Origin of the sequence: Paenibacillus chibensis (assembly GCF_004001045.1) — a bacterium.
GTDB lineage: Bacteria > Bacillota > Bacilli > Paenibacillales > Paenibacillaceae > Paenibacillus_AQ > Paenibacillus_AQ chibensis.
Genome location: NZ_BIMK01000052.1, coordinates 1 through 19,642 on the forward strand (window position 1 = coordinate 1; position 19,642 = coordinate 19,642).

The window sequence follows — 19,642 nt, forward strand, 5'->3', positions numbered from 1 at the left end:
CTTTAGATAAGTTGGAATCCATAAAATCTATGCAATCAACGATAAGAAAGCTCAAGAATGCCTTATCCCAAATGACTGACAATGGCGCAAATACTACTCTCGTTGAGAAAAGGCTCCATGCTGTTTGCATTGGCTTAGCAATGTTAGAAAACGTTTGGAATCAAACGACCCATCATTATACTCAGGAAGAATTAGTGGAAGCTCGCAATGTGATTACCAGCTTATTTCCATCACTTGAGAATAGTTATGCGAAGTCAAAAACGGGGAGTCCCCAAAGAACGCTATTAGCAAGAAGAAAGAAAGCGTTGGAACGATCTATCCAAGCGATTGATCGAACGTTAACGAAAGAAGGATGATCCAATGATAACCATCAGATTTGTTTCGAATGAGGATATTCCACACATTCAATCAATAGCACATGATACCTGGACATTCACTTATGACGGTATTTACACAAAAGAATACATACATAATTTTCTGAGCAGAGCTTATTCCACTGAGAATCTAAGCCGAGCTGTTGAGAGAGAGCTTCAAAGTCCCGAACGGAATTTTTTGATTGCTGAATTTAATAATGAAGTCGCGGGATATGCTCAAACGAGCCGAGTGAATGATGAAGAATTTGAATTGCTTAGAATCTATGTACGACCTGAATACCACAAGATGGGAATAGGCAAAGCCTTTATTCAGGAATACATTCAAGCTTTAAAACCAATAAAGAAACTATTTGCTTGGGTAGCGAAAGAGAATCATCTAGGAAGAGCATTTTATGAGAAAAGCGGATTTCAAGCAGCAGAGGAAAAGAACGAAATCATTCAAGGACAAAATAAAATACAAATTAAATATGAATTGAAAATTACGAATGAATAGGAGGCAACATATGCCATTTAAAGATGCATTTATTACTTTTCCTAAGCTTGAAACAGAAAGATTTATATTGAGAGAATTAGGTTCAGAGGATGCCAAGGAATATTACAACTATTTTTCAGATCATGAAGTAACGAAATATTGGGGATATGAAGGACCTAAAAATACGGAGACTGCCTCAAAAACCTTTACGCGGTTTCAAAACGCATTTCATAGAAAAGAAATGATGACTTGGGGGATAGCTACCAAGAGTGATGACAAGATTATTGGGACATGCATATTGAATGATTTCATCAAAGCATCCATGGCTAATTTAGGATATAACTTATCAAGAGCTTATTGGAGAACAGGTGTCATGACCGAAGTGCTCGAAACCATTATTCCCTATGCATTTCATGTGCTCGATCTAAATCGACTACAAGCAAAGGTAATGCCGGACAATATTTCATCTGTCAAACTATTATCCAAGTTGGGATTTGAGCAGGAGGGGTTGCTTCGGGATTATATATTTGGTGAGATCGTGACGGATACACTGATATTCTCCATGCTAAAGAAAGACTTTATTGAAAAGGCGGGAGGAATAGATCATGAGTAAACTAATCGAGTGTGTGGATCATGTTCAATTACCAGTAAATAATCTGGAAGAGGCAACAGACTGGTATGCCAATGTTCTAGGATTAGAGATCATGTCTTTAGGGTGGTTGAAGTTTGGTGAAGGGCCCCTGTTAATGCTTCATCAAAGCAGCAAAAACACGAAAGTTTCTTGGCTTTCAGAAGAAGATTTTCCGATGCCTGCTTTTATGTTTCTGACAAAAGATATACAGAAATTATTTGAGATATTGAACGAAAACAAGACACTCATTAGAAAGTATCAAGATGAGGGCTTTGGGTGGGTTATCAAGTTTGTTGACCCATTTGGAAATGAATTGGGCGCATATCAGCCAAAGGAACCACAATAAATAAAACACTGCACTTACAACAACGGGAGGAAAGATATGAATATACAAATGATCAATGCCAATGGAATTGGGATTGCCTATGTTAAGAGTGATGACAAGATAATTACTGATGTTCAGTCTGCTTTGGATCTTATGGCCACGGTTAGATACGAAGTAGATTGCAATCGGATTATTCTAAATAAGTCTGCCGTTTGTGAAGACTTTTTTGATCTGAAAACACGTCTTGCCGGAGAAATACTCCAAAAGTTCATCAATTATCAGACTAAAATTGCAATCATTGGCGATTTCTCAACATATGCAAGTAAGAGTCTTAAGGATTTTATATATGAATGCAACAATGGAAAGGATATATTTTTTCTGCCCGATGAAGATCAGGCTATGACAAAGCTGAGAGAGGTTGATTAAGTGAATCCGCCTAAGCATATTGTTTCTGCAGCTGCAATCGTTATTAATGACAATCAGGAGATATTATTGATTAAGGGTCCGCGTAGAGGCTGGGAAATGCCTGGTGGACAAGTCGAACTTGGTGAATCGCTTTCACAGGCAGCCATTAGAGAAACCAAGGAAGAATCAGGAATAGACATCGAAATTATAAAATTCTGCGGAATATTTCAAAATACGGGGAATTCAATCTGCAACACATTGTTTTTAGCGATGCCATTGGGAGGAGCGTTAATTCAAACCGAAGAGAGCTTGGATTCAGGGTTTTTCCCAATTGAAGAAGCACTACAAAAAGTTACATGGAAAAATTTCAGACAAAGAATAGAATATTGTTTAAAACCTGAAATGCAGCCTTTTTGTATTGAGTTTAATGACGAAAGCAATATTTAAAGCTTCTGAGTATTGAATAAAGGAGATCTGTGCATGTCGTCAAAATTGTTGGGAGCTGCTTCAGTTATTTTAGACTCGGAAAATAGAGTTTTATTGGTTAAACATAGCTATGGCATAAACAACTGGGACTTACCAGGAGGCAAATCCGAAGAGAAGAATCTGCACAAGAAACAGTATAGGAAACGAGGGGAGGAAGAAGCTTGTCTGAACACGAGGAAGTCCTGGATGGCGGGAATATCAATAAGGTTGTCAGAGTAGGGGGGACCGTTCGACGGGAAGCCAAACCCAATGTATATGTGTATGATTTACTTCAATATCTTGAAATGAGGGGATTTTCCTACTCACCAAGATATTTAGGGCAAGACGATAAGGGGAGAGAAGTTCTTTCATATCTTGAAGGTGATGTGCCGGGAAACAGCTACCCGGACATAGAACCCTATATGTGGTCCGATGAAGCGCTCATTGCATTGGCTAAGCTCTTAAGAAGCTATCATGATGCGACAGTAGGATTTAACACATCTAATGAGTCTAATCATAGCTATCCAAATGAGGCTTTGCATGAAGTCGTCTGCCATAACGATGCTGCATTATATAATGTTGTGTTTAAAGATAAACGGCCAGCAGGCATGATCGATTTTGACATGGCAGGCCCGGGTCCGCGGTTGTGGGATATCGTATACACATTGTATACGTCTGTTCCGCTTGCATCGTTTTCACCTGATAAACGTAACCGTGAAGTGGTGGATTATCATAGGGAAAGCCATGCATTCGAGCGAAAAAGACGAATAGAGTTATTTTGTAGCGCGTATGGAATGGAAGTACCGTTAGATCTTAAAGATTGGGTGATTTCCCGGATTAAATTCATGTGTACGACACTATCCGAAGGTGCCCGTTCCGGAGATCCTGCATTTGTCAAACTCGTTGAAGAAGGTCATCTGGCTCACTACGAGAAGGAAATCAAATTCCTTGAGAAGCATTTCGAGGATTGGAGATAGATCTTGGAAGCTGCCAGAAAAGATTACGTGCAAGGCTTCGTGAACATAGAAAAGCAGTAGGATACGAGGGAATATGACATGATAAATAGCGCGAACGAACACTTCTTCATCAAAGCCTTTGTTAACGATCATTTATTGAAAATACAAGAAAAGGATTTGACTGTAACCGAAGAAAAATAGCTGCGTTTGGATCGTTATATCATTTGCATAACGCTGTGTTTTTGAAACGTTTATGCCATGTTTCCAGACGATTCCAGATGACCTGGAAACGCCTTTTCACTTGTCCAAGTTTATAGTATGCTTGCTATATCAGGAAGAGGAGGGGATATATGGTGAAGCAACTTATCATCGGAGATGCCATGAATGAGCTGAAGAGTACACGCCGGATTCTGGAACAGCTGCCGGAGGAGCATATGGCATGGAAGCCGCACGACAAGTCGATGACGTTAGGCGGATTGACGACGCACCTGATCAACGTGTTGAACTGGCAAATCGCGATTTTTCTTTACCCGGAATTCGACCTTGCGAGTGTGCCGAATCGACGTATCGCTTTGGAAAAACGCGAAGACATCCTGGAGGAATTCGACACGAACGTCGCCAAGCTTGAAAAGCTGATCTCCGAATGTGACGAGACAACACTTGGCGAGGAATGGACCTTGCGGAGCGGTGACCATATGATTCTTCGCCAACCGCGGGCGCTCGCGCTTCGCACCTTCGGAATCAGCCACATGGTTCACCACCGGGCACAGCTTGGGGTTTATTTTCGTCTACTTGATATTCCGGTGTCGGGCTTTTATGGACCCTCTGCCGACGAACTAGGCAAATAAGCGAGGTTGTACCGAAGAGCAACAAGAACATAAAGATTTGAATACATTGAGGCTGCTTCCTTCTGTGCATAGGGAAGCGGCCTTTATCATTGCCGCGTATGATTAAGAATTTGAAGGTGATGCAAAAAAATAAATCCTATTCGTGTAGAAATCCTCATCCTTAAAACGACATTATTATGTGAGGAAAAATCATGAACCCAACATTGAGAGGAGTTTGATCCATGCATTTCACGCTTATGTTATTTGAAAGTCCTGAGGATTTCAACGCTCGCAAGGATCCGGAGAAACAACAGGAATACTTGGCAGGATGGTCTCACTATGCGCATGCCCTGCGCGAAGCCGGAGTTGTTGTCAGCGGATTTGGTCTTCATGCTCCAGAGACGGCTGCGACTATACAGCGACGTGACGGAGAAATGTTGGTACAGGATGGTCCTTTTACAGAGACCAAAGAACAGCTCGGCGGGTTATTCGTTATAGACGTGGCGGATCTGGACACCGCGCTGGAGTGGGCGGCCCGAGCCCCTGTAAATGCAGTTGAAGTAAGGCAGAACCTCCCTGCCTTAAAGTGAAGCTGCGATGAATGCTCATCAGGTTATTGAAAATACCGTGCGTGACGCTTATGGCCGGCTGATATCCTACCTTGCCGTAAACTGGAGGGATCTGGAATCGGTTGAAGATGCGCTTGCGGATGCCTTTCTTACCGCTTTGGAAATTTGGCCGCAGATCGGCATACCCGATAAGCCTGAAGCATGGCTTCTTAAGGTAGCACGTCGGCGCCTTATTGACCGAGCCCGTCGTGAGCGTGTTTCGGAAAAAGCTTTGCCGGCTTTGCTCGACATATCGGAGGATATCCGGCAAATGTCCATCACGGACACTTCTTTTCCCGACGAACGGTTAAAGATGCTGTTTCTTTGCTCCCAGCCGGAAATAGACCCGTCGATTCGCACCCCGCTCATGTTACAGACCGTCCTTGGCATCGATGCGGCTCGCATCGCGTCTGCATTCGTTGTAAAGCCCTCTACGATGGGGCAGCGGCTGACGCGGGCTAAAGCGAAAATCCGTGCCGGCCGTTTGACGTTCACTATCCCGGATGCCGAAGAGTTGCCCCTTCGTTTGGACGCGGTGCTTGAGGCTATTTATGCAGTTTATGGCAGCGGATGGGATGACCTGGCGGGAGTGGATGCGCGCCGAAAAGGTTTAGTTGATGAGGCGATCTACCTGGGAAGGCTCCTGACGAAGTTTATGCCTGACGAACCTGAAGTACAGGGACTTCTATCGTTGATGCTGCATTGCGAGGCGCGGCGGACAGCCAGACGCGATGATAGCGGAAGCTATGTTCCGCTATCTGGGCAGGATACGTCTCGCTGGTCCATCCCTTTGATGATGGAGGCGGAGCATTATCTTCATACAGCTGCGCGATCGGGCAGGCTAGGGCGATTTCAGCTCATGGCAGCCATTCAATCGGTTCATTCCCAGCGGGCACGTACCGGAAGGACTGAATGGGAAGAAATTGCATTGTTATATGAGGGACTCACCCGTTTAAGCCCCACTCTTGGGGTTCTTGTCGGACGGACAGCCGCTTGTGCCGAGGCCTATGGGGCTGTAGAGGGGCTGGTCCTGCTTGAAGCGATTCCTCAGGACAAAATCGTGAACTACCAGCCTTATTGGGCGCTGGCTGCTCACTTGTACCAGAAAATGGAACAAGTCGAGAAAGCTAGAAGCGCTTATAGCCGCGCCATCGGACTGTGTGAAGATCTTTCTGTAAAACAGTTCTTACATCAACGGGCAAATGAGATAAGCATCGCCAAGTGATCAAGGGCGAATATGACGGTTGCGGCATGTCTTATGCTCTATTGACCCATTTTGGAAGAACGGATACGATGAGGGGAATGTGGTGATCCAAAGGAGGAAGAAAACATGACTTAACCTGGTTTGACGAACATGGGATCGACGGACGCTTTGCAGGAACGCTTGGTGGACATCCGCCGAAATCTGCACCAAGAGCCGGAATTATCCAACGAAGAGTTCGAAACAACGCGAAAAATCAAAGCATGGCTGAAGGAAGCCAATATTGAAATAATGGACTTACCCGAGTTAAAGACGGGGGTCATTGCCCAAATCGGAACAGGGAGGGAGCCGATCATGGCCCTTCGGGCGGATATCGATGCATTGCCTATCGATGAAGAGGCCGATGTTCCGTTCCATTCCCGCTTCCCTGGAAAAATGCATGCTTGCGGGCATGATTTTCATACGACCGTTGCGCTCGGAGCCGCGTATCTGCTGAAGGAAAAAGAAAACGAGCTTGCAGGTACCGTCAGGGTGATATTCCAGCCAGCCGAAGAGACCGGGCACGGGGCCAAGGACGTGGTCAACTCTGGAGGACTGGAGGGCGTATCGGCGATCTTCGGGCTTCACAATTCGCCGGAGCTTGCCGTAGGGGAGCTGGGCACATGCGAAGGCGCCATCACCGCAGGTGTCGACCGCTTCGAAATCGTCATAAACGGAATCGGAGCGCATGCCGCCACGCCTGAAAAAGGCGCCGACGTGATCGTCGCCGCATCCCAAATCATTCTCGCCCTGCAAACGATCAGCAACCGCCGGGTCAGCGCGCTTGATGCCGTCGTTGTCAGCGTGACCCGTATCTCTGGCGGAAACACATGGAACGTTCTTCCCGGAACGGTCGAGCTCGAAGGAACGGTGAGAACGCTGGATGCTGAGGTGCAGCAGCGCATTCCGAACATCATACGCCAGATTATTGATGGAATCGGAGCCTCGGCGGATGTGTCAGCCGAGCTGAAATGGTATCCGGGACCGCTCGCCACGATCAACGACGCTTACTGGGCTCAATTTGCCAGTGAGGCGGCCGCAGAATCCGGGTACGGCACCAAGGTTCTTGGACCAGGTATGGGCGGGGAGGATTTCTCCTACTATCTCCAGCATATTCCTGGAGCCTTTGTGTACGTGGGATCCAGTTCGCCCTATGCGCTGCACCATCCGAAGTTTAATCCCGATGAGACCGCGCTGCAGCAGGCGGCGGAATATTACAGCCATTTGGCCATCAAATGCTTGAACGAGTTAAATGCCCGCTAAGACGTGCCATTCGCTGCTTTTTAATTCCCTGATCGTAATGTAAGCCCTAAATCGCCATACCCATGATAGCACCTTTCCGTATGTTTCGATGTCGTAAGACATGGACATGCGAAAGGTGTTTTTTTATTTCATGAGTGAGCTTTTTATTCCATCATCATTGACGTTTGAAAGCTTAAAGGGGTCCGTTGACAGGATACCAAAAGGAGTCTTATAATCATAGCGACACCAAAAGGTGTCCAATTGTGAATCAGTATTTGACCTGGAAGGTTTAGAAAAGAACTTGAATAAGTTTTACTTGATTGAACAGCTGGATCATGTGGTTTGGTCGCAAGAGACTTGGGAAATACCTTGAAATGTTCGGCTGACCTTCGGTAGTTATACTTAGGAGAGGGTGTTGTGAGGGAGAACAATCAGTTAAGGGATGTGTTTGACGCCATTGCGGATCCAACGAGACGCCGGCTGATTGAATTGTTAGCAGAGGCAGAGGAGATCCCGCTTCATGAACTAACGGCACAGTTTCAGATGGGCCGAACAGCCGTTTCGAAGCATTTGACGATTTTGAAAGAGGCCGGGTTGGTTTTTGACTGTAAAGTCGGCCGAGAAACAAGATATAGGCTAAACCCCTTTCCACTTAGAGAAATTCAAGATTGGGTAGCTTTTTACAGCAAGTTTTGGAGTACGAATATGATGCGTTTGAGCCAACTATTAAAGGAGGAAGATGAGTGAGTTCAACCTTATCTTTGGATTTTCAGTACACGACTACGATCGGGAAACTGTGGTCTGCTTTAACCGATTCCAACAAGCTTGCCAAGTGGGTTACGGAAAATGATTTTAAGCCCGTCGTTGGACACCGTTTTCAGTTTCGCATGCAGCCCGTCAACGGGTGGGATGGAATGATCGACAGTGAAGTGCTTGTCGTGGACGAACCAAACCGGCTCTCTTATACTTGGGCCAGCTTAGGGCAAAGCAATACGATTACTTGGACGCTGCAGGATCTAGGGGATGGAAAGGTGAATCTTCATTTCGAACAAAGCGGAATCACCAATCCTCAAGCATTCGAAGGCGCGAAGCATGGATGGACCCATATGGGCAGCCAGCTTGAAAAGTTACTTCAACAATAATCGCAAGAGTCTGGAACAACGGTCGTATGGAGTACAAACTAAGATGAAGATACGCCCGTTGAAATCGCATAATCGAAAGGGTGTTGGCTTTGAGCGAATCGAATCAGGAATATATCGTCATCTCGGCCGCGCGGGAAAACAATCTTAAGAACGTTTCTCTGCGCATTCCCAAGCGGAAAATCACGATATTTACCGGAGTATCCGGATCGGGCAAATCATCGATCGTCTTCGATACGATCGCCGCTGAATCCACGCGTTTGCTGAACGAGAACTTCAGCATGTTCGTGCGCACGTTCCTGCCCAAATATCCGCAGCCGGATGCAGATGCGATCGAGAACCTGAGCATGGCTGTCATTGTCGATCAGAAGCCTCTGGGCGGCGGCTCCCATTCCACGATGGGTACGATTACCGATATTTCGCCCATCTTAAGGCTTCTCTTTTCGCGAGTTGGCCAGCCCCATGTGGGAGGAGCGAACATGTTCTCCTTCAACGATCCGCAAGGGATGTGTCCCGAATGCAACGGGATCGGCCGCAGCCTGGGCGTCGACATGAGCAAAGCCGTGGACATGTCCAAATCGCTCCAGGAAGGAGCGATCATGCTGCCGGGCTACACCGTTGGTGGATGGGAATGGAACATGCTGATGCAGTCGGGTTCCTATGATCCTGATCGGAAGCTCAGCGATTATTCGGCTGAAGACCTGGAACAGCTGCTGTACGGCAAAGCAAGAAAAGTGAAGATGGATTTCGCCGGAAAGGCAACGAATATTACCGTGGAAGGCGTCATCGAAAAGTTCACCAACAAATACATCAAGCAGGACGTGAAGACGAAGTCCGAACGCACGCAGCAAACCGTTGCGCCATACATCACCGAGGGCCCTTGCACCAGCTGCCATGGCGCAAGGCTCAGCCAAGCCGCGCTTGGCTGCCGGATCCAAGGACATAACATTGCGGATCTGTCCTCCATGGAGGTTGGGCACCTGATCCGCGTCATCCGGGAGATTGACGATGCTGCCGCCGGACCGATGGTCAAGTCGCTCACGGAGCGCCTTCAGCATCTTGTGGACATCGGACTTGACTACTTAACGCTGGACCGCGAGACGGATACCTTGTCCGGCGGCGAGTCACAGCGGGTCAAGATGGTGAAGCACCTGAGCGGGAGCCTGGTGGATGTTACTTACATCTTCGATGAACCCAGCGTGGGTCTTCACCCCCGGGATGTGCACCGGTTAAATGAACTGCTTCAGAAGCTGCGCGATAAAGGCAACACCGTGCTTGTCGTCGAGCATGATCCCGACGTCATCAAGGTGGCGGATCATATCGTCGACGTGGGGCCTTACGCCGGCAGCCGCGGAGGGAACATCGTGTACGAAGGAAGCTACACCGGTCTTCTGGAATCTGATACATTGACGGGCAACCATCTGAAGCGTCAGATTCAGTTGAAGCAGGATTGCAGGCAGCCATCCGGCAAGCTGTCTATACAGAATGCCAAGCTTCATAACCTGCAGAACGTGAGCGTGGATATTCCAACCGGCGTGCTGACCGCCGTCACCGGCGTTGCCGGCTCGGGCAAGAGTACTCTGATTAACGATGTATTCTTAAGTCAGCACCCGGATGCGATTGTCATTGACCAATCGGCGATTGGCGTATCGACACGTTCGAATCCTGCGACCTACACGGGCATCCTGGATGATGTGCGCAAGGCGTTTGCTTCTGCGAACAAGGTGAGCCCGAGCTTGTGTAGCTTCAATTCCAAGGGAGCTTGCGAGAATTGCCAAGGGCTTGGCGTCGTGTACTTGGACCTTTCATTCTTCGAGAGCGTGAAGCTGCCATGTGATGTTTGCGGAGGGAAACGCTTCAAGGAAGAGGTGCTCGACTACAAGCTGAACGGCAAGTCGATCGCAGACGTGCTGGGGATGACGGTGGAGCAGGCGCTGGAATTTTTCCAGCTCAAAGAAGTGGTGCGCAAGCTCCAGGCGCTGAGCGACGTTGGTCTGAACTATATCACGCTCGGCCAGCCGCTAAGTACGCTTTCGGGCGGAGAATGCCAGCGCATTAAGCTCGCGAGCGAGCTGCACAAGAAAGGCAGCATTTACGTGATGGACGAGCCGACAACAGGCCTGCATATGTCGGATATCGGTCACCTGCTGGAGATCATGAACCGTCTGGTGGATGCCGGCAACACGGTCATCGTCATCGAGCATAATCTCGAAGTAATCAGCCAGGCGGACTGGATCATCGATCTGGGACCGGACGGAGGCAGCAAGGGTGGCCAAGTGGTGTTTGAGGGCACGCCTTCACAGATCGTCCATGCGGAGCAGTCGATCACGGGTAGATATTTGAAGTAATCCGGTTCCAATGGGTATAGAAGAGAATAAGCATATATTCGTCGATTGATGATTTCAAGAGAAGGCTACCGCGAGTTAAAGGCAGCCTTTTTGCTTATGATTCAATTTTTGAATCGTAAATTTTAAGAATCATTTTATTTCATCTGTATATTTTCTTTATATCTCTCGATTAATCTAGTTTTTTGAGAGAGGGGAAGCATAGAAGATGATAAACCGATTGAGTAAACGGATTTTAATCGTAGAGGACGACATACATATTTCAAATATCATTAAAATGAATTTGAATCTCGTGAACTATGAAACGACCCAGATTTACGACGGATTGGCGGCACTTGAAGCGATACAGAATAGTATGATTCAGGTCAGCGGCTCAGCTGCCGGGCCGTTTGACCTGATTATACTGGACGTGATGATTCCGGGGATGGATGGTTTCCAATTGATGGAGCGTATACGTCCGCTGGGGATTCCCGTTATTTTTCTCACGGCCAAAACTACCGTGTTTGACAAGGTCAACGGCTTGAAGCTGGGGGCGGAGGATTACATGGTCAAACCGTTTGAGGCCATTGAGCTCCTGGCTCGAATCGAGACGGTGATGCGCAGGTATGGAAAGGAAGAGCAAGCGATTCATTATAAAGGCGTGGACGTCTACCTGGATAAAAGGGAAGTGACCGTGTACGGGGAGAAGGCGGAGCTGACCCCCAAGGAATTCGATTTGCTGGTCGTCCTGCTGAAGAATAAAAACATTGCGCTTTCCAGAGAGCAGATCCTCGAAAAAGTGTGGGGGTTCGACTTTTACGGCGAGACACGAACGATTGACACCCATGTCAAGGAGCTGCGCAAAAAGCTTCGGCTCCAAGACAGTATCCGTACGGTCTACAAAATCGGTTACCGGCTCGAGGACTAAAGCGATGAAGTTTTGGCAGAAGATCTACCTGTTTTCGATCCTCACGTTTGTCGTCGTTTTCAATATCGCCTCCGTCATGGTTATTGAACGTAATCACAACAAAATGCTGCAGCAGGAAATAAACAACGTCCTTAGCGAAAATATGAGCATCTACACCAGCGTCGGCGAGGTTATACCGATTATGAAAGTGTATGACAGCATCGATTACGATCAGACGGTTCTGACGAATATTGCGAAAAGATTCGTGAATAAGAATTGGGATCAGAATGCTTACCTTCAAATTACCGAAGGGAATCGAAGCGTATTCAGCAATGTGAATTTTATGATGCCGCAGAACCGCAAGGAACTTCATCCGCTGAATGCCCATGAGATCAGGTACATTCTGCGCGATATCGGCAACCGGACGCTGCTGTTCACTTCAAATCTTGCCTCCATCAACGGGAAGGATTATGTGTTCACTTATGTGAAAGACGTCACGGCACTTTATGATGAACGCATGGACCAGTATCTCTTTTTCGTGAAGGCGGATATCGGTGCCGTGATGCTGTATGCGCTTGTCATGTTTCTGATCAGCAAAGGTCTGACCAAGCCGATTGACCGCATGATTCGTACCGCCAAAGTGATTGCGGAAGGCAGGTTTTCGGAACGGGTCGAATTGAAAACACGCGACGAGATCGGCATGCTGGGAGCGAACTTCAACGAAATGGCCGAAGTCGTTGAAGACAAAATCAATCAGCTCGAGCGCAATAACCATGAGAAGGAGCGCTTTATCCAGAATATTACGCATGAGCTGAAGACGCCTCTGACTTCGATTATCGGGTATGCGAATTTTCTCAGAACGACGAAGGTCGAGGAGAAGCAGCTTCTGGATGGCTTGGATGTGATCTATTCCGAAGCCAAGAGACTCGAGAGTCTTTCTGTGAAACTGATGGATCTGATCCTGTTCAGACAAGGTCATGCGGAGCTTAAAACCGTTCAAATGCTGGAGGTGATCCGCGAGGCGGAATCCTCTTTGCAAATGAAAGCGGCTGACCGCCGTCTCCGGCTCGATGTTCGGTGCGTGGAAGGGAATGTGCGGATGGATCCCGACTTAGTAAAAGTTCTGATCTCTAATCTCGTGGACAATGCGATGAAAGCTTCGAGCGAAGCGGGGATCATTACGATTCAATCGTTCAGAGGGCGAGGGTCTTATACTCTTGAAGTGCTTGATCACGGAATCGGAATCCCTGAGGAGCATCTCCCAAGCCTGTTCGAGCCTTTCTACATGGTGGACAAAGCCAGAACCAAAAGCCAGCATGGCGCCGGGCTCGGCCTATCGATCTGTCAAAGCATCGCGGAGATGCACGGTGCAAGGATGGAAGTCGAGAGCACGCCAGGAGAAGGTACGACGATTCGGACCGTGTTCCCGTTCCAAGACGATACTGGAGGTGAGCGGGAATGAAGCGGACATTTCTCATGATTGCCTGCGCCTGTGCGATATTTTATGTTCTAAGCGGATGTGACAGCTTCTATCATCCCATTGAAAAAGACGCCGTGATGGTAAAAGCAATCCCGAAGGGACCTGATGCCGATTCGGCGGATGATAGCCCCACACTGTCGCAAGACACCGTAACGAAGTTAAGCCTGAGCGGCGTGAACAAAATTTATCATTTTAACCTGACTTCAGATCAGGTAAGGATCGGAATCTACTCCATGACCCAGAAAGAACTGAATAGTTTGTTAACCGCGATGAAAGAAAATAATAAGAACTATGAAAACTTTAGAGCGGCAGGCGAAGTGGAGAAGAGGGCTTTGGACCGATTGGGAAAAAGGATCTCGCGGTTAACAGACGGACTTACGTTTGTCAGTCTCCAAGTCAAGACCGAACCGAGCAGGTTTGAGGTGCTGATGAATCCCAAAAACGGCCAAGTCGAAAGTATCATGCAGCGCGAAGCGGTATATCATTCCGATACCGACGGAATTTCCGCCGGGGAAGTTTTTCGGAAGGTCGGGGCATATCTGGAGCAGATCCAAGGAACCGTGGCATCGTTTCAGTTGGACTACCAGTACGCGTACGGTTCTGTAGAGGAGTTTTATTTTCAAAGTCATGAAGCTGACGCAAGCGTGATCGGGATTACGGTCGATATGAAGTCAGGAAAGCTCATCGGTTTTGACAAAGATCATATGAGCCGCTTGTGGTACTACAATCATGAATAGGAGGCTATGATAGGGGAGGCTGGACCGCAGCGAGCGACAAAGCCGTACGAAAGAGCAAGGATGATTGAAGAAGCTGGTTCTCCGGACCAGCTTTTTTTTGTTGTAATCGAAGCCATGATAGCACCCGCGCATTTTTACAACTTCATCACAACTCGATCCGAATTTCAATATATGCGTGTCATAAGATGGCTTTGTACGACCGAGCCGAGCTTCATGATCGACGTTAGGCTCATTCGTAACCTTAGCGCTGGCAGTGAAAGGAAGAAGACCATGAAGAATTTGCTCCGCAAGGATGCTTCGGCTGCGATGATGTTCCTGGTGCCCAGCGGCGTCGGATTTTCCCTGTTTTACCTTATACCGTTTATCATGGGAGTCGTTTATTCCTTGATGGACAGTACAGTGGGAGGGCATTTTGTCGGACTCGACAATTACCGTGAGCTGCTGGCAAGCGGTTCGTTCCGTAAGGCTGCATCCAATACGATGTTTTTCAGTGCGGTCAGCGTTCCGCTTATGCTTGTGCTATCGCTGGGCATGGCGCTGCTTTTGAACCAAAACATTTATCTTCGAAAATGGCTAAGAACCGCCTATGTGCTGCCGCTTGTCGTACCCGTGGCTTCGATCGTCTTCATCTGGCAGATCCTGTTCGATTGGAACGGTTCCTTGAATGCCTGGCTGAACCATTTCGGCATATCCCGCGTGGACTGGATGAAGACGGATGCGGCCCGGGTCGTCGTTATCGCCGTGTATTTGTGGAAAAACATCGGCTATAACGTCATTTTATTACTGGCTGGACTGCAGCAGATTCCGAAGGATTATTACGAAACGGCTAAGGTCGAGGGAGCTGGGCGGTTCCGGCAATTCCGAAGCATTACGATGGTTTACTTAACTTCGACCCTGTTCTTCGTCGTCATCATGTCGATCATCAATTCGTTCAAAGTGTTTCGCGAAACGTATCTGATCGCAGGAGATTATCCGCATGACAGCATCTACATGATGCAGCACTACATGAACAACATGTTTTTATCGCTGGACGTCCAGAAGCTGACCGCGGCGTCGGTTTTGATGTTCGGCTGCATTCTGCTGATCGTGCTGGGTTTGTTCCTCCTTGAACGAAGGCATCGGCGATACATGGAATAGGAGGTGAGAAAACCATGGCGGTAGCCAAAGTGCTGCAAAAAAGCGTATTAACGCTTTTCATGCTGTTCATAGCCGTTCTTTTGCTATTCCCGATCGTCATCACGTTCGTTAATTCGCTGACGACAGCACAGGAAATCGAGATGAATTATGCGGCTATCGGACGAATCAGCGAAGCGAACGCTTCCGGGAAAGGGATGCCTTTTGCCAACATGAAATGGCTTCCGGACAAGGTTTCCTTGGAGCAATACGCCAAGGTACTGGTAGACAACCCGAAATATTTGACGATGTTTTGGAATTCCGTCTTCATGGTGGTGCCGATCATTGCCGGACAGACCCTGGTGGCTGCGCTCGCAGCCTATGCCTTTGCCAAGCTGAAATTCCGCGGCCGGGACCCTCTGTTTTTGATGTATGTCCTGACGATGCTCATGCCGTTTCAGGTTACGCTGGTACCGAACTATATCATGGCCGATAAGCTGGGGATGCTGAATAGTCCCAATGCCGTGATATGGCCCGGAATTTTTGCGGCATTCGGCGTATTTATGATGAGACAGTTCATGCTGGACATTCCTTATGCTTATATCGAAGCGGCTAAAATCGACGGGGCCGGGCATTTTAGAATTTTCTTCACCATCATCGTCCCCATGATCAAACCGGGATTAGCGGCGCTTATTGTTTTATTGTTTGTCGATTATTGGAATATGGTCGAACAGCCGCTTATTTTTCTGGACGACCCCTTCAAACAGCCGCTCTCGGTATTTTTATCCAGAATGAATGACGGAGACCGGGGAATCGCATTCGCGGCCTCCATGCTCTACATGGCGCCGATGGTGCTGCTGTTCCTGTATGCGGAATCCTATTTCATCGAGGGCATTCAATTGTCGGGCATTAAGGGCTAATCGAGTGCTCTCGAAGTAGCTTTCCATCGGAATGCTCAGGCACACGATGCTTACGAGGCGACCTTTCCTCTGAAAAGGATTTGGGAGGAGATAGACGGATATGGAGCTTGGAAAAGAACCATCAAACCGCAAACGCAAGCGTATCATTCAACTCGGGTTCATATTTTTTGTGGGGATGCTGCTGTTTTTCACCTTGTTCAGCAATACGCTGCAGTCGATGAACCTGCCGAAGGTGGGAACGGAAAAACCCGTCAAAGGGAGCCTTACTTATAAGATTGCGGGAAGCAGTCTGCTTCAACCCTTCGCCGAAGTGAAATTATCCAATCCTGCCGGCTGGAAGGTTGAACAGATTCTCGTCAAAGAAGGAGACCCCGTTGCAAAAGGGCAAAAGCTGATCCGCTATGACAGCAAGGAAGCAGAACAAGAATTGGATGCGGCGGTCACGAACCTGGAAAAGCAAAAAATTGAACAGCAAACCCTGCAAGACCGGTACATCCAGTCGGCGATGGACGAGGACGTGATGAACCTTCGGAACACGAAGCGCGACATTGAAAAAGGCAAGCTGGAAATCGCCCTGCAGGAACAAAAAATACGCGCGATGAGAACCAGCCTGAACCGTCAAAAGTACCTGACCTCTCCAATCGACGGTCTCGTCACGAAACAGAATGCGGTGGAAGGCTTAACCTCCGCCGGCGAACCGGATCTGATCATCGCGAACAACAGCCTCGGTTACCGGTTGGACATTTCCGTCGACGCTAAGCTTCTGTCCAATTTAGGCCTGAAGTCGGGAGAGAAGGTTGAGGTTGAAGTGGATGGGGCTCGGGATCAACAATCGCGGAAAATCGGCGGTATCATTACGGAAATCGTGAATGGGGAGCCGCTTCCGGGCAGCGCGAACGGGAATGAGGCAGGGGATGCTGAAACGAATCTGCAGAAAACGCTGCGCATTAAGGTCTCCGATTCGGAACTGCGTGGAGGCGAGCAGGCGTCGATCAAACTCGAGAAACGCTCCCTTCTTCAGGGATTCCTCGTTTCCAGCAAAGCGGTTCGACAAGATCGGGAGGGTTTGTATATTTTCAAAGTCGAAGAACAGCCGGGGGCGCTTGGCAATGTATTCGTCGCCCGTAAAGTTCCGATTGCTTCAAGCCAGACGAATGGCACGGCAACGATGATTCAATCGGATAGCATCGATGAGGACGACAAAATTATTGCGGAGAGCAGCGAGCCCTTACAGGACGGCGACCGCATTCGCATGCAATAGACAGACGATAATGAAATCTGATGAGAAAGTAGGAGGTTACACAATGAAAAAATGGCTATGGTTGATATTTGCAGCAGCATTCATGATAACAACGACCGCATGCAGCTCCAGTGGCGGTGGTGAAGAGGAAAGCATGAAGAAACTGACCCGGGATGGAAAAACAGTTGTGACTTTATCACTCCGGACATCCGGCCCATTCTATGAATCGCTCAAGAAAAAGTTCGAAGAGAAATATCCGGATATCGAACTGGACATCAAATCGTATAAAAATACCGGAGAATCTTGGGGGGCGGGCGAGTATGAAAAATATATCAAAACGACGAATACAGCCATGTTATCCGGGAAAGGCGCCGATATCATCGAATTAAGCGGATTGCCAATCGACGATTACATCGGCAAAAAGCTGCTTCTCAACATGAACGACAACTTCGAAAAAGATCAGGCGCTGAACAAGAATGATATGCAAATAAAAATACTGGAATCCTTGAACAAAAACGACGGAATGTACCGCATTCCATCCGGTTTCGGCATTGCAGCCTTTGTAGGCGACGGGGAGGCCATCAAGAGCGCAGGCGTGAACATCGACGACAAGAGCTGGAACTGGAACACGTTCGAGAAGATTTCGAAACAGCTCATTCGACAAACCGCGAACAGCAGTCAGAAACAACGTTATGCTGTGGCGAATGTTCCGCCGGATATGATTCTTGGCGAAATGGTCGTGGACAATTACGCGCAGTTCGTCGACGGCGGGGCGAAAAAAGCAAAGTTCGATTCCCCTGAATTCGTGGAACTGATGCAGCAGATCCGGAGCATGTATGACGAAAAAATCATGACTTCTGAGCAAGCGGATATGGGGGGATCCCTCTTTACCTCGATCTCGTTCATGTCGCCAAAAGACCTCATCGACGGGTTATATTCTACCTATGAATCTCCGGCTCTGCTGCAAAAGCCGCACACGGGCCAGGCTCAAGGAACGCGAATCTTTCCTTTAACCGAATTTGCGATCCGGGCCAGCTCTCCGGTGAAGGACGAGGCGTGGAAGTTCATTACCTTCCTGTTGTCCGACGAAGCGCAATCGCTGCAGGATCGGGAAGGATTCTCGCTGCTGTCCTCCGTGAACGATAAAAAACTGAATGATCTTCATGAGCAAGTGAAAAGTGGAACATACAAGCTGCCGGACGGGAAAGCGGCCCAGGTATCGGATGAAGCGTTCGCGAAGTTTAAGCAGTATGTTCACAGCGCGGACCAATACGTTGATGTAAACGGCAAAATCATTCCAATCATCGGTGAAGAATCCGCTGCCTATTTTAATGGACAGAAGTCTGCTGAGGAAGTGGCGAAGCTGATCCAGAACCGGGTGACCACCTATTTAAACGAATAAGGCGCATGATGTCATCTTTTGAAGAATCACCAAGGAGGGAAATCGATGCATAAATCGATGAAGAGCTATGTGGCCATGCTGCTTGGCACAGCGGTATTAAGTCAGTCCATTGCATACAGCGCAAGCGCAGCCCAGACAGCCGTACCGAACGCTCTGAAATCTTCAGCCGCGGCCGGATTCGCGCTGGAGAACCTGGGATCGATCGCTTTGAAGGGACTTGTCAGCGTGAAGCTGACAGGGATGGATGTTTTTGCGCAGCCCGGAGGCAACATCCTCACCTATACGCTGAACTATTACAACGGCAGCGGCAGCAATGCAGATCTTATCGATTATTTTTCCAAGGTAACGACACCAGGGGGGACCGTAGTGCAGGGCAAGCCTGTCACGAAGGATGCGTCAATCCAAACCATACCCGCCAAGAGCAGCCGGACGGTTACCTACTACGTCAATATCGGTAAAGCCGCACAAGTAAGCGGGATAAAGGTGACTCTATTCCGCTTTGATTTCAATAGCTCCAATTATCAGAAAAACCTGGGCGGTTTCACGATTCCCGGCAAATTTTCGACCATCGTTCCTGTAGGGCAAAGCGGGAAGCTGATGATGGGAGAGCTTCCGATCATTGCGAAAGCGGAGAGCCTGCAAAAGATACAAATGAACGGAAAAGTATATCTGAAGGCAGGCATCAGTCTGACGAATACCGGTACGATGGCGCTCCGGGATCCCGGTTACAAAACCTATCTGAAGTCGGCCGGCGGCTCGGTGTTCGAACTCAAAGCGGATGATGCCGGCGGCAGTTACACCGTACAACCCAAAGAGAAAAAGACCATCTATTATT

General features: G+C 48.2%; 21 protein-coding genes and 1 pseudogene. All 22 read left to right on the top strand.

Annotation, left to right across the window (positions count from 1 at the left end; all coding sequences use genetic code 11):
* On the top strand, positions 1–356 hold a 356-nt coding region (locus tag PCH05_RS26250; RefSeq protein ID WP_127607542.1), incomplete at its 5' end, for a hypothetical protein.
* 4 nt (positions 357–360) lie between these two features.
* Positions 361–867, top strand: a complete 507-nt coding sequence (locus tag PCH05_RS26255) for a GNAT family N-acetyltransferase (RefSeq protein ID WP_127607544.1) — start codon at positions 361–363, stop codon at positions 865–867.
* Positions 868–877: 10 nt separating this feature from the next.
* A complete protein-coding gene (locus PCH05_RS26260) occupies positions 878–1,459 on the top strand; it encodes a GNAT family N-acetyltransferase (RefSeq protein ID WP_164766806.1) in 582 nt (193 codons plus the stop codon).
* Entirely contained in the window at positions 1,452–1,823 is a 372-nt protein-coding gene (locus PCH05_RS26265; protein ID WP_127607548.1) for a VOC family protein, read from the top strand. Before PCH05_RS26260 ends, PCH05_RS26265 begins: the two co-directional genes overlap by 8 nt.
* A gap of 36 nt (positions 1,824–1,859) precedes the next feature.
* Complete coding sequence (locus tag PCH05_RS26270; RefSeq protein ID WP_127607550.1) at positions 1,860–2,228, top strand: DUF4180 domain-containing protein; 369 nt, start codon at positions 1,860–1,862, stop codon at positions 2,226–2,228.
* Positions 2,229–2,654: an NUDIX hydrolase gene (locus PCH05_RS26275; protein WP_127607552.1), complete on the top strand. Its 426-nt coding sequence runs from the start codon at positions 2,229–2,231 to the stop codon at positions 2,652–2,654.
* A gap of 200 nt (positions 2,655–2,854) precedes the next feature.
* A complete protein-coding gene (locus PCH05_RS26280; RefSeq protein WP_127607554.1) occupies positions 2,855–3,649 on the top strand; it encodes an aminoglycoside phosphotransferase family protein in 795 nt (264 codons plus the stop codon).
* 329 nt (positions 3,650–3,978) lie between these two features.
* On the top strand, positions 3,979–4,476 hold the full coding sequence (locus tag PCH05_RS26285) for a DinB family protein (protein ID WP_127607556.1): 498 nt from the start codon (positions 3,979–3,981) through the stop codon (positions 4,474–4,476).
* Between the two features lie 221 nt (positions 4,477–4,697).
* Positions 4,698–5,045, top strand: a complete 348-nt coding sequence (locus PCH05_RS26290; RefSeq protein ID WP_127607558.1) for a YciI family protein — start codon at positions 4,698–4,700, stop codon at positions 5,043–5,045.
* A 7-nt stretch (positions 5,046–5,052) separates the two neighbouring features.
* A complete protein-coding gene (locus PCH05_RS26295) occupies positions 5,053–6,288 on the top strand; it encodes an RNA polymerase sigma factor (RefSeq protein ID WP_127607561.1) in 1,236 nt (411 codons plus the stop codon).
* A 129-nt stretch (positions 6,289–6,417) separates the two neighbouring features.
* Complete coding sequence (locus tag PCH05_RS26300) at positions 6,418–7,566, top strand: amidohydrolase (protein WP_127607563.1); 1,149 nt, start codon at positions 6,418–6,420, stop codon at positions 7,564–7,566.
* A 396-nt stretch (positions 7,567–7,962) separates the two neighbouring features.
* Positions 7,963–8,292: an ArsR/SmtB family transcription factor gene (locus PCH05_RS26305; RefSeq protein ID WP_127607565.1), complete on the top strand. Its 330-nt coding sequence runs from the start codon at positions 7,963–7,965 to the stop codon at positions 8,290–8,292.
* Complete coding sequence (locus tag PCH05_RS26310; RefSeq protein ID WP_127607567.1) at positions 8,289–8,687, top strand: SRPBCC family protein; 399 nt, start codon at positions 8,289–8,291, stop codon at positions 8,685–8,687. Before PCH05_RS26305 ends, PCH05_RS26310 begins: the two co-directional genes overlap by 4 nt.
* A gap of 89 nt (positions 8,688–8,776) precedes the next feature.
* On the top strand, positions 8,777–11,032 hold the full coding sequence (locus tag PCH05_RS26315) for an ATP-binding cassette domain-containing protein (RefSeq protein WP_127607569.1): 2,256 nt from the start codon (positions 8,777–8,779) through the stop codon (positions 11,030–11,032).
* A gap of 217 nt (positions 11,033–11,249) precedes the next feature.
* Positions 11,250–11,936 carry a response regulator transcription factor gene (locus PCH05_RS26320; protein WP_127607583.1) on the top strand — a complete coding sequence of 229 codons (687 nt, stop codon included), beginning with the start codon at positions 11,250–11,252 and terminating at the stop codon, positions 11,934–11,936.
* A 4-nt stretch (positions 11,937–11,940) separates the two neighbouring features.
* On the top strand, positions 11,941–13,377 hold the full coding sequence (locus PCH05_RS26325; protein WP_127607571.1) for a sensor histidine kinase: 1,437 nt from the start codon (positions 11,941–11,943) through the stop codon (positions 13,375–13,377).
* Positions 13,374–14,132, top strand: a complete 759-nt coding sequence (locus PCH05_RS26330) for a hypothetical protein (RefSeq protein WP_127607573.1) — start codon at positions 13,374–13,376, stop codon at positions 14,130–14,132. Before PCH05_RS26325 ends, PCH05_RS26330 begins: the two co-directional genes overlap by 4 nt.
* A gap of 270 nt (positions 14,133–14,402) precedes the next feature.
* Positions 14,403–15,269 (top strand): carbohydrate ABC transporter permease, encoded by an 867-nt coding sequence (locus PCH05_RS26335; protein ID WP_127607575.1) that lies wholly within the window; start codon positions 14,403–14,405, stop codon positions 15,267–15,269.
* 14 nt (positions 15,270–15,283) lie between these two features.
* Complete coding sequence (locus PCH05_RS26340; RefSeq protein ID WP_127607577.1) at positions 15,284–16,165, top strand: carbohydrate ABC transporter permease; 882 nt, start codon at positions 15,284–15,286, stop codon at positions 16,163–16,165.
* Between the two features lie 100 nt (positions 16,166–16,265).
* Positions 16,266–17,426 carry an efflux RND transporter periplasmic adaptor subunit gene (locus PCH05_RS26345; protein WP_127607579.1) on the top strand — a complete coding sequence of 387 codons (1,161 nt, stop codon included), beginning with the start codon at positions 16,266–16,268 and terminating at the stop codon, positions 17,424–17,426.
* A 43-nt stretch (positions 17,427–17,469) separates the two neighbouring features.
* Positions 17,470–18,807, top strand: coding sequence for an ABC transporter substrate-binding protein (locus PCH05_RS26350; RefSeq protein WP_127607581.1), 1,338 nt, complete (start codon positions 17,470–17,472; stop codon positions 18,805–18,807).
* Between the two features lie 45 nt (positions 18,808–18,852).
* Positions 18,853–19,642 (top strand): annotated as a pseudogene (locus PCH05_RS26355) (hypothetical protein); the annotation flags it as partial.